9 protein-coding genes, 1 tRNA gene and 1 pseudogene are annotated in these 16,174 nt (G+C 58.0%); 9 read left to right on the forward strand and 2 right to left on the reverse strand.

All coding sequences use genetic code 11. The features are described from left to right. Positions 1 to 945: AAA family ATPase (locus NB063_RS30770; RefSeq protein WP_250933441.1), on the forward strand; the 945-nt coding region annotated here is incomplete at its 5' end. Positions 946 to 1,814: 869 nt separating this feature from the next. Continuing rightward, positions 1,815 to 2,621, forward strand: a pseudogene (locus tag NB063_RS32700) (tyrosine-type recombinase/integrase); the annotation flags it as partial. A 241-nt stretch (positions 2,622 to 2,862) separates the two neighbouring features. Here the strand turns inward: NB063_RS32700 and NB063_RS30775 are convergent. Then, a tRNA-Ala gene (locus tag NB063_RS30775) sits at positions 2,863 to 2,935 on the reverse strand. A gap of 278 nt (positions 2,936 to 3,213) precedes the next feature. On the opposite strand from NB063_RS30775, the gene NB063_RS30780 reads away from it, so the two are divergent. The 6 genes from NB063_RS30780 to NB063_RS30805 all read left to right on the forward strand — a co-directional run bounded on the left by NB063_RS30780 (position 3,214) and on the right by NB063_RS30805 (position 11,693). Beyond that, complete coding sequence (locus tag NB063_RS30780; RefSeq protein WP_250933443.1) at positions 3,214 to 3,942, forward strand: hypothetical protein; 729 nt, start codon at positions 3,214 to 3,216, stop codon at positions 3,940 to 3,942. Positions 3,943 to 4,324: 382 nt separating this feature from the next. Continuing rightward, positions 4,325 to 5,746, forward strand: coding sequence for a dihydrolipoyl dehydrogenase (gene lpdA / locus NB063_RS30785; RefSeq protein WP_250933445.1), 1,422 nt, complete (start codon positions 4,325 to 4,327; stop codon positions 5,744 to 5,746). 77 nt (positions 5,747 to 5,823) lie between these two features. Continuing rightward, a complete protein-coding gene (locus NB063_RS30790; protein ID WP_250933447.1) occupies positions 5,824 to 6,309 on the forward strand; it encodes an ATP-dependent zinc protease family protein in 486 nt (161 codons plus the stop codon). Positions 6,310 to 6,456: 147 nt separating this feature from the next. After that, positions 6,457 to 7,671, forward strand: a complete 1,215-nt coding sequence (locus NB063_RS30795) for a RimK family alpha-L-glutamate ligase (RefSeq protein ID WP_250933449.1) — start codon at positions 6,457 to 6,459, stop codon at positions 7,669 to 7,671. A gap of 970 nt (positions 7,672 to 8,641) precedes the next feature. Beyond that, entirely contained in the window at positions 8,642 to 9,550 is a 909-nt protein-coding gene (locus tag NB063_RS30800; RefSeq protein ID WP_250933452.1) for a lactate/malate dehydrogenase family protein, read from the forward strand. A gap of 181 nt (positions 9,551 to 9,731) precedes the next feature. Beyond that, positions 9,732 to 11,693 carry an ABC transporter ATP-binding protein gene (locus NB063_RS30805; protein WP_250933454.1) on the forward strand — a complete coding sequence of 654 codons (1,962 nt, stop codon included), beginning with the start codon at positions 9,732 to 9,734 and terminating at the stop codon, positions 11,691 to 11,693. 266 nt (positions 11,694 to 11,959) lie between these two features. On the opposite strand, the gene NB063_RS30810 is transcribed toward NB063_RS30805, so the two are convergent. Further along, on the reverse strand, positions 11,960 to 15,454 hold the full coding sequence (locus tag NB063_RS30810) for a PVC-type heme-binding CxxCH protein (protein ID WP_407652748.1): 3,495 nt from the start codon (positions 15,452 to 15,454) through the stop codon (positions 11,960 to 11,962). Positions 15,455 to 15,666: 212 nt separating this feature from the next. Here NB063_RS30810 and NB063_RS30815 point away from each other — a divergent pair, with 212 nt between their 5' ends. Continuing rightward, positions 15,667 to 16,050 carry a hypothetical protein gene (locus NB063_RS30815; protein ID WP_250933458.1) on the forward strand — a complete coding sequence of 128 codons (384 nt, stop codon included), beginning with the start codon at positions 15,667 to 15,669 and terminating at the stop codon, positions 16,048 to 16,050. Positions 16,051 to 16,174 lie beyond the last annotated feature (124 nt).

A 16,174-nucleotide genomic window follows, 5' to 3' on the forward strand; every position in this document is an offset into this window, starting at 1 on the left:
GAAAATCAACACGCTGCTAAACAACGAACGCCACTTGTGCATGGTCTTCTGCGACGCGGCGAGACGATGAACGTCATCGCGGCACCGAAGATCGGCAAGAGCTGGTTGGTTCACGGTCTAGCGCGATCCGTCGCGAAGGGATGTGAATGGCTGGGGTTCCCTTGTTCGCCGGGTAGAGTGCTAGTCGTTGACGCCGAGCTGCACACGAGTGAATTGGCCCAAAGGCTGCGAGCGATTGCACTGGAGACCGAAGCGAACACCGAGATACCGATCGACATCTTGGCCCTTCGGGGGCAAATGCTCGATATCCATGGGGTTAGTGATTTGATCGGTAAACTCGATCGCGTCGAGTATGACCTCGTTGTGATCGATGCGTTGTACCGCTTCCTTCCCCAGGGTGTAAGCGAGAATGACAATGCTCAGATGATGGGTGTGTACAACACGATCGACTCGATTGCGACGAGTCTCGATGCTGGTGTCGTGATCGTTCATCATTCGTCGAAGGGCGACCAATCCGCCAAGCAAGTCACCGACCTAGGAAGCGGTGCCGGTTCGATCTCACGAGCAACAGATACGCACGTTGCGATCCGTCCACATCGAGAAGAAGGGCTGGCGGTGCTGCAAGCCGTCTGTCGATCGTTCCCACCGCCTGATGACATTTCGATCAGGTGGCAGTACCCACGGTGGGAGAGAGTGGACTGCGAGGCGAAGATCGGCAATGCACGACAAGGCCAACAATGGAAACGGGATCAAGAGACCGACCAGGCAATACGACTGGCGCTCTCCGAAGCCCCAATGTCGATTGCTCAGCTACGCAACAGAACCCAATTCGGGCAAGCACGAGTTGAGCGGTCGTTGCAACGCCTAGGTGCCAAAAGTTCTTTCGTGAAAGACATTCGCACGGGAAAGGGCGCGGAACGTTTCGCCTTGACGGATATGAAATGAAATTGTTTGGAAGGTTGTACGAGTGGTTGTACGGAAGGTTGTACGCGAACAATTTCCGTCGTCAGACGGTTGTACGACGGTTGTACGCCGCCGCCTTTAAAGAGGCGGCGGCAGACAACCGGCGTCAGCGTACAATTTCAGTGCGGTGGGATGCCGAGGGAATGGACGCAAGTCGACTCGAAGGGACGGTCGCACGCACCTCAATCGGTAGAGTCTTCGGTGAGATTAGACACGAATGACTACGCTGCTGCGGTTCCCTTGTTGCACGGTGCAACGAATGCAAACGCAATAAACCGGGGGGCAAGGATAGTTGATTCGCAGATACCTACACCCGTGCAACGCGATGGAACAATTATCACGGTTTTAGGAAGGGCGAATTGCTGATTTCGCTATATCGGAATACAGGATGTGTTGCACCGAGCAACGTGTGACACGAATGCTCTTTATTGGCGTTAAGTTGACTGTCCGTGTGAGGACGATAATGTTGACGGACGCCACGGCTAGGTTTAGCGGCTGAACGCTGGTTTCCCATGACCAGCCCGCCGTGGCGTTTTTCATCTTCATGGGCTCACTAATGGGAGTGAATGGGTATGGCATCAATTGGAAATGATAGCGGGGGACGGAAGCGGATCTTGTTCTACGCCCCTTGCGGCGCGAGGAAGACGATCCGGTTGGGAAAGACGTCCAAAGCGAACGCATTAACGATGAAGATGAGAGTGGAGCAACTATTGACCGCTGCGGTTACTGGCTACATGGATCGTGATCTGTCGTTGTGGGTCGCCGCGCTTCACCCGGCATTGCGAGAGAAGTTTGAAAAGGTTGGCTTGTTGGAACGCGACGAATCGGAAGCCGACGAAGAGGCCGCGAGAATGACCCTGGACGCGTTTCTCACGGACTATATGGAGCGACATGGGCCGAGTAAGAAACCGGCGACACGGGTCGTCTGGGGGCAAGTGATGGCGTTGCTGCGTGAGTACATGCCTAAAGGCATTAAGCTGAGCGAGATTACGGTGGGGCACGCCAAGGCGTTTCAGGCGTCGTTGAAGAAGAGAGGCTTGGCGTCGACGACGATCTACAAGCGGATCGGTTTTGCGAGGCAGTTCTTTCAGGACGCCGTTGACTTTGAGCAGATTCCGAGCAACCCGTTTGCGAAGGTCAAGGCTCGTCAGTCATCAAAGAAGAGCAACGTTCACGTGCCAGTCGAGACGATTGATGAGGTGCTTAAACATTGTGACGGGACATGGCAGACAATCGTCGCACTCGCACGATTCGGAGGCCTACGCACGCCGTCGGAGACGCTATCGCTTCGATGGGGCGACGTGGACTTCGAGTCCCAACGGATGCGTGTTCCTGAGCCCAAGGTGGAGCACCATGAGGACCGTGGGGTCCGAGAGGTGCCAATATTCGCAGAATTGCGGCCGTACCTGGAGCAGGCGTTTGAGGCGGCAACGGTTGACGGGAAGTACCCATCACCCGATTCGTTCGTCATTGACAAGCAAACGTACCGCGACGCGGCGATGCGGCCGGGAGGTTGGGCCAACGCGAACCTGCGGACTCAGTTCGTCAAGATTCTTAAACGGGCCAAGGTGGATCCCTGGACGCGGCTATTCCACTCATTGAGGGCGTCTCGCGAAACCGACCTTTTGGCCCAGGGGTTCCCGAAACACGTTGTCTGCGCGTGGATGGGGAACACGATCGTCGTGGCTGATAAGCACTACAACCTCGTCACCGACGACGACTTCCAGAGGGCGGCAAATGGTGGTGAGAATGCGGCACGAAATCCGGCACGGTCCGACCCAAAAGCGGCACGAAATCCGGCACCGCAACCAGCGCGCAATGAGCACGCAGGAAACGAAAAAAGCCCGTTAAAACCGGGGTCAAACTGCGTTGAACACGGTGATAACGGGCTTGAGTTGATGGAGGATAACGGACTTGAACCGATGACCTCCTGCATGCCATGCAGGCGCTCTCCCAACTGAGCTAATCCCCCTGATGGTGTTCCGAATATGGAACACGTTCACTTTTGGGCTGTGAGGCGGGGAGTTTATCGAGGCTTGGGCGGAGTCGTCAAGACCGCGGTCGGACATTTCTGGGGGAGCCCCCGGCCGATTTCATGAGGTCAGGAGCCGCGAAATTTTGTCGTCCGACCTGAGAGTTGCGCAGTCCGGGCAGGGAACTGGGCTGGAAATGAACGCGAGAAAATGCGTAACACTCGAAATCCAGATCATTGTCGCCATGCCGTGTTCCGCTATTTTCGCCGCTCGCATTATGAATTCGACTCCTCTCCCCACGCGTGTTAACGTCAATTCGTCGCCGAACGAACGCTCGGAATCCTCGCGGTCGCGAGTCGTTCACGTCGGTTTTCTCGCGTTGTGCGTCGTGATCGGCTGCGGGATGCTTACCCAAGTCGGCTGTCTCGGTGTGCTCAGCAATTTGATGCACGCCGTCGGCGCTGATCAAATTCCTGCCGAGTGCGCGGAACTGAAAGATTCCAAAGTCGCGGTGATGACGATGACAGATCAAAGTCAGTACACCGATGACATCGCCGCCCGACTGCTCACCCGCCGAGTGCGGGACATTTTGTCGATGGAGGTCAAAGGTCTGACGTTGGTCCATGAAGACGCGGTGCAGCAGTGGCGTGACACGCACGGATGGGACAATGTCGATTATCTGGAAATCGGCAAGAGCGTCAAAGCGGAGAAACTGCTGGCGATCGAGCTTACCGACATGCGACTGCGGGACGGGGCGACGCTCTACCGCGGGCGAGCGGGCGTGATGTTGACGGTATTCGACATCAAACAGGAAAAGGTCATCTTCCGCAAAGAGATCGACGAATTCACCTATCCGGTCAACGCGGGCCAGTACACCAGCGAAACGACCGAGCCGAAATTCCGCAAGCTATTCCTCGGGATGTTGGCCCAGCGGATCGGCCGCGTGTTCCACTCGTATGATTTTGCCGACACGGTGGCGCTCGACGGGGCACTGGCCAGCGAATAGGGCACTGGCCAGTAAATAGTGCACTAAATAGTGCGCTGGCAAGCAAATCAGAATCTCGCTCTCGCGAATCGTTCGCGATACAGCTCGCCGCCCGGCAGCAGACTCGTGCCCCGCCTGCGAATGAGCTGACGCTGCCTGCGAATGAGCCGGCGCCGAAAAAACGGCCACCCGCAGTCGCCGAGACCGCTGGCTTGGCCGGCACTGAACAGCGCTCACCCGTAATCGCCGAAATCTCAGCGGATCCCGGTAACCAGCGCGGCAAAATTCAGCCCGGCGAAGCGAGCCTCAGTGGAGTCGACAAGGTGGTGGTGATTCGGAACAATGGTTCCCAACTGTGTTCCGCGTTTTTGCTCACCTGAATCCTCACCTGAAAAACACTCGCATGACCAAAACGGCACGTCACGAACTCGTCGTCCTGGGGGGCGGCCCCGCTGGTTACGTCGCCGCGATTCGAGCCGCTCAACTCGGTATCAACGTCGCTTGCATTGACGATAACCCTCGCTTTGGTGGCACGTGCGTTCGGGTGGGCTGCATTCCCAGCAAGGCTTTGCTCGAATCCAGCCATCTGTATCACGAAGCCAAACATCGGTTCAACGATCATGGCGTGGTGGTCGGGGACGTCAAAGTCGATCTCGACGTGATGATGGCTCGCAAAACCAAGATTGTGGAAACGCTCACCGGCGGCATTGATCTGCTGTTCAAAAAACGCGGCGTGACCGCCTACCACGGACGCGGCCGGCTGCGTGATTCCGAATCGATCGAGATCACCCCCAGCGAAGGGGCCGCGGACGATCAACCGACACTGATCACCGCCGACCAGATCCTGCTTTGCCCGGGCAGTGTTCCCGCCCGCTTGCCCTCGGTGGAAGAGGACGGTGATCGGATCGGTAACAGCACCACCGCATTGTCTTTCCCGGAAGTCCCCGAAGTCCTTGTCGTGATCGGTGGTGGATACATCGGATTGGAACTCGGGAGCGTCTGGAATCGCTTGGGCAGCCGCGTCATTGTCCTCGAGGCTCTCGACCGAATCCTGCCCGGCCTGGACAAAGAGTTGGGCAACCTCGCCCATCGTTCGCTCAAAAAGCAAGGCATCGAATTCCGAACCGGCACGATGGTCGCTTCGGCACGAGTCGACACGTCCCAGTCCAAACCGTGTACCGTCGAGATTAAAGACGGCGAACCGATTTATTGCGACCGCGTGCTGTTGGCGACCGGCCGGGCGCCAGCGACCGACGACCTCGGACTCGCCGTGGCAGGTGTTCAGACCGACCGCCGCGGTTACATCGAAGTCAAAGAAAACTTTGAAACCAGCGTGCCGGGCATCTATGCCGTCGGCGATTGCATCGGCGGAGCCATGCTGGCTCACAAAGCGATGGAGGAAGGTGTCGTGTGCGTCGAGCGGATGGCGGGAATCGCCAGCGAGATGAACTACGACGTGATTCCGGCGATCGTTTACACCCATCCAGAAATCGCGATGGTGGGACAAACCGAAGAACAACTCACCGAAGCGAGGATCCCGTACAATAAAGGTGTCTGTCCGCTCGGTGCGAACGGACGTGCCCGCACTCTCGGCGATACCGAAGGCCGCGTGAAGATCCTTGCTCATGCAGAAACCGACCGCGTCTTGGGCGTGCACATCATCGGCCCGCGGGCTGGTGATTTGATCGCCGAGGCGGCCGCGGCAATGGAATACGGCGCCAGCAGTGAAGATATTGCTCGTACCTGTCACGCCCACCCGACGCTTGCCGAAGCGGTCCACGAAGCCGCCATGGACGTCGACGACCGTGCCATCCATACAGCCTAGGCGGGCAATGGCGTCTGCCGCCTTCGGTTGTTCGATGTTTTACCACGCCCCCCGATCTTTCCACTTTGAGTTCTTGCATGGACGATCCCGCGAAATCGGTCAACGAACCGATGATCATCATTGGGTGGCGTGAGTGGGTCGGTTTACCGGAACTTAGCGTTCGTCAAATTAAAGCGAAGATCGACACCGGAGCTCGTTCGAGTTCCATCCACGCGTTCGATGTCGAAACCTACATGGAGGGCGAAACCGAACGGGTGCGATTCTCGATTCACCCCGTCCAAAACCGCGACGACGTCTTCGTTAACGCCGACGTACCGATCCTCGAACGTCGTCACGTCCGCAGCAGTAACGGAGAGGTCGCCGAGCGGATCGTGATTCGTACCGAACTCGAAATTCTGCAACGACGCGCCTTGATCGACCTCACCCTCGCCAACCGTGACGCGATGGGTTTCCGAATGTTGGTCGGCCGCGAAGCGATCCGGAATCATTTTCTCGTCGACCCTGGCGCCTCGTTCTTAGCCGGCCGTCACCGTCACCGCCGCCGTCGCAAGAAACACCACTGAATACGCAGACGCATTCACGCCCAACCAATTGCCATCGACAAAGGACGGTGGATGTCAGGCCAGTGACCTAAACAACCGTCAGTGAACCCATCAGGTGAACTGAGACCGATCCACCGCACAAGCTGTCTTCTCTCTTGAAAGAAATCGATGAAATTAGCCATCCTCTCCTGTAGCCCGAAGTGCTATTCCACTCGACGCTTGCACGAAGCCGCCATACAGCGTGGTGCGACGTCGCGCGTGCTCAACACGCTCAAGTTTGCGATCGACCTCGAACAAGGCGAACCGGACCTTTATTATCGCAGCAAGCACTTGGGCGATTTTGATGCAATCCTGCCCCGTATCGGCGCCTCGATTACTTATTTCGGAACAGCTGTCGTCCGCCAATTCGAACAGATGGACACGTTCAGTGCGTGTTCGTCAGCTGGGATTAGCAACTCTCGCGACAAACTGCGGAGCCTGCAAATACTCAGCCGGCACCAAATCGGCATTCCACAAACGACTTTCGTTCGCGATCGCAAAGACATCTTGCCCGCGATCGAACGGGTCGGCGGTGCTCCCGTGATCATCAAACTCCTCGAGGGGACCCAGGGCGTCGGCGTGATTCTGGCCGAATCGGTGAAGGTCGCCGAGGCGATCATCGAAACGTTGCATAGCACAAAGCAGAACGTGTTGGTTCAGCGTTTCGTTTCCGAAAGCAAGGGCCGCGACATTCGCGCCTTCATCGTCGGTGACCGAGTCATAGCCGCAATGCGACGTGTAGCGGTCGGCACCGAGTTTCGCAGCAACGTGCATCGTGGCGGCGTCACCGAAAGCATCGAACTCGATCCCGCCTACGCCGAAACCGCAGTCCGAGCGGCGCAAATCATGGGACTTCGGGTCGCCGGCGTCGACATGCTCGAAGGTAACGATGGTCCGCAAGTGATGGAGATCAACTCGTCTCCGGGGCTGGAAGGAATCGAGACCTGCACCAAACTCGACATCGCCGGCGCGATCATCGATTACATGATCGCCCAAGTCGACTTCCCCGAGATCGACGTGCGTCAACGGTTGACCGTCAGCCGCGGTTATGGGGTGACGGAGATCCATATCCGCGACGGTTCGGAAATCGTCGGCAAGACGATCGACGAATCGGGACTGCCCGAACAAGACATCAACGTGTTGACGCTCTATCGCGGCACCACGGTGATCCCGAACCCGAGGCTCAAACGCACTCTCGAACCAAACGATCGGCTGCTGTGTTTCGGAAAACTGGAATCGATGCGGAGCATGGTCCCGGAAAAAGTACGCAAACGACGCCGTCCCAAAATCAAAGAACTGCCCGCTTCGGCGCAGCAGATCCAAGACGAAATCGCACACCACTAGCGAATTCACCAGCCCGCTAAACCACGCGGTCATTGTATGGAATGAAACGCCTGTCCCTGTTTTCATGGACGGTGCGTTATCAGTGTCACGCGTGGTTGTGCGGGGTTGATTGGGTGGAATCTCATGAGCTATTTGCGGGTTAGCCTGGACTGCTAAATCCTGGATTGCCAGTTCACTGCGAAGACGTGGGAACACAAGACCGCGCAAGTGTTGCTTGCATTCTTAGTCGCGATAGCGACGGCAGGCGAAAGCCCCGGACGCGAGCCCGGGTTCGACGCCGTCTCCGCACAACCCAAGTCGCGAAGCGATGACAGATGCCGATCCCGGTGGTTCATTCGTGCGCACACCCGTGTTGGGTGTCGTCGCGTTGCGACTTGCTTCACTTTATTTTCGGAAACCACAGACTCACGTCCGTGGCTTTTAAATGTCGTCACGAGCGTGACTAACCATTCGCGAAACACCGGGGCGAATTTAACGCACAAGGGATGTCGCCAGGTCTTGTCGATAACGATTGTTTGGCAGTCCGGCGATAGCACCGGCTGAGCTGTGAATCCGTGGCCGACGCCCTGCGCCGTTGCGACTTGTTTAGGTCGGTGATCTGCCCGCTGTCTGAGCACTCTGCTCTCGCATCCCGATCGGCGCAAACGCTAATGGGGACATACAACACAAGTGGTATCTCAGCCGCCGAGCATCTTTTTACAATGATGGGCGAGGTTGGCGACGCTACGTTTCTCGAACGCGCGAGGGATCACCGCAGGTCAGAGGGGGGCGGTTCGCCGATTGCAAATTGAGGTAAAACGCACGCGTCGAAGGGTGAATCGTCGATAGGCTTCGATGACAACCGTCGATAATCAACGGGTGTGTTGACCGCGCCGATGTGGTCCAACGTCCCCCGCTGTTTGGTTGTCTCCGCCCCGGCTGACGTAATAATGAATACTGTTCAAACACCCTCTTCGGATCGCGATTCAAGATGAAATTTAGCATCGTAGGAATGGGGCGTGTGGGGTCGGCGATCGCGTTTGCCGCGACCATGGAACCCATCGTCAGTGAACTTTGGCTGATCAATCGATCGATTGAAAAAGCCGAGGGCGACGCGATGGATTTGACCCACGCCAGCGTCCTGCGGAACAGCAACATGACGATCCAGGCTGGGATGGTCGAAGACTCAGCGGGGTCGGACGTGATCGTTTTCACTCCCTCCGTCTCTCCCACCCGGGCGGACTGGAAACGTCAGGATCTGGCGATCGGCAACCGCGACATCCTCGAGCAATGGCTGCCCCGGCTCGCAGAACTGAGCCCCAACGCGGTGCTGATCATGGTCACCAACCCGGTGGACGTGATGACGTACGCGGCGATCCGTTTGACAGGATTCCCGCCACAGCGGGTGATCGGCACCGGAACACTGGTGGACAGCATTCGTTATCGTTCGCTGTTATCCAACGAATTAAAAATTCACGCCGACGACATCCGGGCCTACATCCTGGGTGAGCACGGCGACGACCAGTTTGCCGCCTACTCCGTCGCCATGACCGGGGGAGAGAAATTCTTTCCGAGCGAAACGGCCCGGCGGCTGTTCCGCGAAACGGTCAACCTCGGCTACGAGGTGTACAACCGAAAAGGCTACACCAACTATGGGATCGCGTTGGCGACGATGACGATCGTCGATTCGATCGTGTACGACTTGCGTCACACGATGCCGGTCAGTGTGCTGGTCGACGGATTCCTCGGCGTCAAAGACGTGTGTCTCTCGCTGCCAGCGGTGATCGGACGCGAAGGGGTCACCCGCATCCTGCACCCACCCCTATCCGACGACGAAGCCGAGGCGTTTCGCAACTGCGCCGCCAAAGTGCGAGACACGATCGATTTGCTCGAGCAATGATCGGGAAGCGGACGACTCCCCCTCCGCGAGATCGACGGATTGGGAGACGTGCCGAACAAAATATGAAACTCGTGAAACTCGGCGTGCCAGATGCAAATCACTCTGGCGACTGTCGGTAGCGGGCTGATATGAAGGACGATGATGTCTTACGCGCACCGTTTTTCCGATTCTGACCCCTGATATGAAGTCTTTCCGACGAGTTCTGCACCTCGCGTTACAGAGACGCTTTTCGATGCTGGGCATTGTTTTGACCTCGCTCGTGATTGCGGCGATGTGGGGTGGCAATATCGGCGTTCTGTACCCGATGACCGAGGTGGTTTTTGAGGGCGACGATCTCGCGTCGTATGTCCACACGCAGATCGGGGTTTCTGAACAAGAAATCGCGGACATTGACGGCAAAATCGCTGAACTCGACGAAGCATCGATCGAACGTTCGGAACTCGAGTTTCGCCGCCAAGCCGCCGTCTATTCCGCGAGCTGGCTGCACTGGGCGGAACCCCTCATCGTCGACTATGCACCGCCCGGACCGTTCAACACGTTGTTGCTCGTCGTCGGTTTTCTGCTCACCTGTACAGCGATCAAATTGGTCGCGTTGACGATCAATTTGATGTTGGTGCAATACATTGCCGAAGGCACGGTAATGGAGCTTCGAGAAAAGTTTTTCCGCAAAGCCCTGAGCCTCGACCTGGATCACTTCGGTGAAAACGGATCCGCCAACCTGACCAGCCGGCTGACCAATGACGTCGCCCACGTCGGCATGGGCCTGAGCACCTTGATTGGCCGCCTCGTCCGGGAACCGCTCAAGATGCTCGTGTGTTTGGCGGGAGCCGTTGCCGTTTGCCCGCGTCTGTTGTTGCTCGTGATGGTTGTCACGCCGATCGTGGCGTTCGTGACGCAGCGACTCAGTCGAGCAATCCGCCGCGCCAGTCGCCGCGTGATGGAAGAGATGAGCGGGCTTTACGGAATGCTCAACGACGCCTTCAACGGCATCCGAGTTGTCAAATCCTTCAACACCCAATCACGCGAACGGGCACGTTTTCGGTCCCACGTCGACGCCTATTTTCGCCGCTCGATGAAAGTCGCCTTTTACAACACGATGGCACGTGGCACGAGCGAATTGCTCGGCCTGACGATGGTCGGGATGGCGATCATCGCGGGTGGATATCTGGCGATCAATCAAGAAACCCATTTGCTCGGCCTGCGGATGAGCGACAAACCGCTCGATGATTCCCAAGTCCTGCTGTTTTTCGCATTTTTGATCGGTGCCTCCGACCCCGCCAGAAAACTTTCGGATGTGTGGAGCATGCTGCAACGTGGCATCGTCGCGTCGTCACGGATCTATGAAATTATTGACGCCCCGGTCCGTGTGAGCGAACCCGAACACCCGATCAAACCGATACGGCCACACGGTGAAATCCGCTTTGAGAACGTCCACTTTCAATACCCGTCGGGCCCGACCGTCTTGCAGGGCATCGACCTCACCATCCGGCACGGTGAAACGATTGCCCTGGTTGGTCCCAACGGTTGTGGAAAGAGCACCCTGATCAGCCTGTTGTGTCGATTCGATGATCCGAATCAAGGGCAAGTGAGTCTTGATGATTGCCCGATCAAGCAGATGGCCACGCGGGATCTACGACGGCGGATGGCCTTAGTCACGCAGCGGACGGTGCTGTTCGATGACACGATCGAAAACAACATCCGCTATGGCAGCCCGAGTGCCGATCGGCACGACGTCGTCCGGGCAGCCAAGCTCGCGTTTGCCGACGACTTTATCTTGCGCAAGACGCCGCACGGGTACGACACCTTCCTGGGCAGTGGCGGCGTTCGCTTGTCAGGCGGTCAGATGCAGCGAATCGCATTGGCACGCGCGTTCTTGCGAAACCCAGATATCTTGATCCTCGACGAAGCCACCAGCCAGATCGATATCGAGAGCGAGATGCTGATCCACCGTGCCCTCGAGACGTTCCTGAAAGGACGCACGGGGATCATGGTCACACACCGCGCCAGCACGTTAGCGATGGCGGACCGTGTCGCGGTACTCGATCATGGACGAGTTGCATCAGTCGGGAACCATGAGAAGCTGATGACGGAAAACACCTTCTATCGCAACCTTTACGGCAGCGACGTGGCCGAAGCGGCTTAACATTTTCGCTTCTCGAGTCGTAAGTCTTTCAGAGATTCCGAACGAGGGTAACGCCCGTATTTCTCGGTCTCCAAACGACCGAGCTGGGACGTCGATTTAATTACTGCGGGATTTCAAAAGTAGCGGAACGGCGCGAGCCGTCCGGTAACGCGGGACCGGACGGCCCGCGCCGTTCCTCTAAAAAGAGCACCAAAACAATCGATGTCCCCTACGTCAACAATGACGCTGTCCCGCTAGCTCGCATGATCCGCGTGCCGGCGATATCTTTACTCGGTATCCGAACTTGTTCGCGGATCGACTTGCAGTCCCGCGAGATACGCGACCAAGTCACGAAGTTCGCGTGGTGTCATCAGGTCGGCCAGACCCGCCGGCATCGATGATTTGCCTTTCTTCCTCGCCACGATCAAGTCTTTCTCGATCAAGTTGCGGGTGCCGTCGGCAGCGATCAATTCGACAACTTCGTCGTTCTCCGATGCGACGATCCCGGTAAAGACACCGCCATCTTCATCGGCGATCACTGCAGTCTCGAAACCTTCGGCGATGCGTGCGTCGGGAAGACAGATCGATTCGAGTAGCGTGCGACGATCACGCGACTTGCCGATCACGGTGAGATTCGGTCCGACCTCGCCGCCCGCCCGATCAACCTTGTGGCACCGAACACACGAAAGCTCGGTTTTGCCGAAGAAGATTTTCTCTCCCGCTTGGGAGTCGCCGCCGTACAACGAATCGAGCCATTTCGCCAACGGTTCGGTGGCCTGCAGCTCCTTTTGATAACTATCCAATTGCTCCGCGGACTCGGGCAGCCGGCGACGGACCGCTTCGGCGACGTTGAGCCGCACGTCGGTCGGCAGCTGACCACTGAGGTATTGTTCCAGCCCAACCTGCAGGTGCTCGACCGCCCGCGGCGATTCATTGTCGGCGATCAGATCCCAAGCGAGGCCGCGTACCAATTGGCTTGAGCTTTCCGTCGCCGCGATCAATCGCTCGATCGAACCGGCTGAGTCATATTTGCCGAGGATCTTCAAACTCGCGAGCACGATCTGGACGGGCTGTTGCAGATCGATTTCACGCGCGAGTTCGATCGCCAGGGACGTCTGCAATCGACCGAGCGCGGTCAACGCTGACGCCCGCGTGGAAGGCCGCAGTTCTTTGTTCGTAAAACGCTTGACGAGACTCGGGGCGATCTTGACAATTCCGAGTTTCGAACCGACGTCGATGGCTTTCTCACGTACCGCGTCGCTCGCCAACATCAACTCATCAATCCGACTGGCCAACGCCGACTTGGCGACCGATTCGCCGGGAACGGGTGGCTTCACCGTGGTGCCGGGCAGCAGTGTCCGCGTTGGCTCGGGGCGCGGCGGCAACGGATCGTACTCGTTGGTGACCCGGCAACGGGGATCAGGCTTTGACCAATCCGCGAGCGAGTCAATCGCTTCGATGCGGGCCCAAACGGGCGAGCGATCCGAAGCTGCGAAACCGGCGATCGCGGTGGCCGCCTCAGTGGTGCCGATGCGAAATCCTGCTGACAAAACACGACGCAGCAATGGCTCCGAATCGATCGGCAAATCGGGCGCGTCGATCAGTTCCGCGAGTGCCTCTTCGGCGACCGGGATCGGTTCGTCGTGGATGGCCATGGCGGCCTCGGCAACGACGATTGTCTCGGGATCCGCCAAAAACTCAGCAACTTTTTCGCTACGTCTCGCTCGCAGCGCAGCCACCGCGGCCCGTCGCACGTCCACACTCGGGAAGCTCTTCAAATCGACCAACGACTGGTCATCGACCGCGGTAGCGAGGAAACGAATTGCGGCGTGACGCAGGGCAGGATCGGTGTTTGCGTTGGCATCGATCCGCCCGATCACCTTTCGCAAGATGGCCGGATCCAAAGGAGTCTGTTTGCCGCTGTCGCGTGGCAACAAATCACAAAGGCCCATCAGGGCGTGGTATCCGACCCGAGCGTTGTCATCGCTGATCAACGAGATGATCTGCTCAACCGCAGCCGAATCCTTTTGGTCGCCGGCGATGTCGCACGCGACCGCTCGGATCCACGGGCTCTCGTCATCGAGACAGTTTCGCGACATTTCAATCACGCGGTCTCGCAGCTCACCGCGCAAACGTACCGCGTGCTCAGCACCCCAGAAACCGTGCAAACGGAATCGCGGATCGAGTTCCGAGCTGGATGCCGTGGCGATCAGTGCGTCGACGGCGCCACGCCGCGCCAGTTCCCACTGCGCGGCCAGTCGCACGCGGCGATCAGTATGTTCGAGTCGCTGGCTCAGTTCGTCGATGCTGGCATCCGCCACGTTCGACGCCAACAGTTCGCGAACTTCCGCGACGATGGGATCGTTTTGCTGTGACGGGTCGGTGATGCGATAGATCCGACCTTTGCCCAATCCTTCCCAACCGTCGACCCAATCGCTGACGAACATCCCGCCACCGGGCCCGAAGGCAATGTCGGTGGCTAAGACGTTCCATACCGGTTGATCGTTGTCGCCGAGCGAATAGAACGCGCCCGCGTTCTTCAGCTCAAATGAGCGGATACCACTGTTGCTCGGTCCGCCCCGAAAGTCGCAGATGAGAAACCGATCCTTCAACCGACTTCCAAAACCGGTCCCTGGATAAAACGCGAGCCCAGCGGGACCATCGGTCAAGTTTGCGATCGGGGGCACAAGGTGAGCTGGTTTGTTGTCTTGGTGGGGTTCCCACAATTTTTGGCGACCGAATGGCCCGCGGTCGGGCAGGTATTGGTAGTGCATCCGCCAACCGCTGTCGCCACCTTCGAGCAACGCCACCACGCGAGCCTTATCGCCGCTGTCACTGTTGTTGTCGACGGTGAACCAATCGCCGTAATCATTGAAGGCGAGTTCCTGTGGGTTGCGGAGGCCATGGGCGAACACTCGCAAATCACTGCCATCGAGTTCACAGCGAAAGACCGCGCCTTCGGCGGGATTGGACAACACACGTCCATCGGGAGTGGCGACGTGAAACCCGCGGTCACCGATCGAAAAATACAACCGCCCGTCATAACCCATCGTCAGACCGTGCAGGTCATGACCCCGGAAGGCAACACGCACGCCATACCCATCCGACATCACCGTTTGCTCATCAGCGATACCGTCATCGTTGATGTCGGTCATCCGCCACAATTTGGGAATGCAGGTGTAGTAAACGTGTTCCCCGTGGGCGAGCACTCCCGCCCCCGTGCCTTCCTCGAGGGCGCTGAAACCATCAGCGAAAATCGTGCTCAGATCGGCCGTGCCGTCACCGTCGGTGTCGACGAGGCGGCGGATGCGGTCCTCCTGTTGGGCGTACGCGGCGGCCCCATCACCGAGCAAGCGTTTGTGATAATCGATGCGGTCCTGAACCGTTCGGGACGCCAAGTCGGCGAGCAACCAGGTTTCGTCGTGAGCACGATTGTCGGTGACGCCGCGATCTTGCCGATAGCTTTCACATACGAACACACGTCCATGATTGTCCACGTCGAGAGCCACGATGTTGGCAACATCGGGTTCCGCGGCAAACAGTTCTATCTTCCACTCTGGCTCGAGCCGGATCACCGACATCGCTTCGGCGGGATCGGGAGACGTCTCGGCAACCGGGGGTTCCGAAGAGGCGGGTAAATCCACGCCCGCGACGTCCACCGCTAACGCGAACGAAGCACATTGCACCCCGAAAAGCAGTCCCACGACGGCCGATCTCCAACCTGAAGGCTGATAAACTTCCTTGGTCACGTGGCGCTTCGAAGCGCAAAAAAGATGCTTCATAGGAAAGATCAACTGTGGTTTCGCGAGACGAGAGATTCGGCGACGTTGGTATCGTCACCCACGGCGAAACCAGACAATCAGGGCGACTTCCTCTAAGATAGCCGCATTCGACAGAAACGAACAAGATTCCGGTCGCCTAAATCTATTAAACTGCGCAGTCAAATCTGAGCTTTTGCACCAGATCGCATTCACCCTCTCTGCCACATCCGTTCATGACCGAATCCCCGCCACCGGACGAGCCGACCACTCAAACGACGGATGACACCCCCATTCGCCGTGGTAGCCCGTTCGCGCAGCCGCCCTCGTCGAACTCCGCGACCGGAGACGCCTGGCCAGCAGCGACGGGGATTCCTCTCGCCCCCGAAATCCTCGATCCCGAATGGGGCGTGTTACGCGCAGCCAATTGGGCGTCGGCCTGGGTCGCGATCTCAGCGATCGCTTGCGTTTCCATGTTTCCCGCCGGTGGCGTTGTCGTCGCGGCCCTCGGCTGTGGACTGGCGACGGTGGGGCTATTTTCTTCCCGCCAGATCCCCGCGGCCGGTCTCTTGGTTCTGCACGCGTTTCTGTTCTTCTCGTGCTACCAACGTTTGTTTTAACTCCGCAGCTTCCTCATCACGAGCCGCTGCGGGCAAACGTTCTAGTTCATCAGGTTGCGCTGGGGGTTATCTCAGCAGGTACATAGAAGTGATTCGGTATAACGACAATTCCGCCGATCGTGAT

The organism is Aporhodopirellula aestuarii, from assembly GCF_023701485.1.
GTDB lineage: Bacteria > Planctomycetota > Planctomycetia > Pirellulales > Pirellulaceae > Rhodopirellula > Rhodopirellula aestuarii.

Coding starts and splice junctions, on each gene's coding strand:
- NB063_RS30780 (WP_250933443.1), top strand. CDS start 3,214: ATGAATTCGACTCCTCTCCCCACGCGTGTTAACGTCAATTCGTCGCCG.
- lpdA (WP_250933445.1), top strand. CDS start 4,325: ATGACCAAAACGGCACGTCACGAACTCGTCGTCCTGGGGGGCGGCCCC.
- NB063_RS30790 (WP_250933447.1), top strand. CDS start 5,824: ATGGACGATCCCGCGAAATCGGTCAACGAACCGATGATCATCATTGGG.
- NB063_RS30795 (WP_250933449.1), top strand. CDS start 6,457: ATGAAATTAGCCATCCTCTCCTGTAGCCCGAAGTGCTATTCCACTCGA.
- NB063_RS30800 (WP_250933452.1), top strand. CDS start 8,642: ATGAAATTTAGCATCGTAGGAATGGGGCGTGTGGGGTCGGCGATCGCG.
- NB063_RS30805 (WP_250933454.1), top strand. CDS start 9,732: ATGAAGTCTTTCCGACGAGTTCTGCACCTCGCGTTACAGAGACGCTTT.
- NB063_RS30810 (WP_407652748.1), bottom strand. CDS start 15,454: ATGAAGCATCTTTTTTGCGCTTCGAAGCGCCACGTGACCAAGGAAGTT.
- NB063_RS30815 (WP_250933458.1), top strand. CDS start 15,667: ATGACCGAATCCCCGCCACCGGACGAGCCGACCACTCAAACGACGGAT.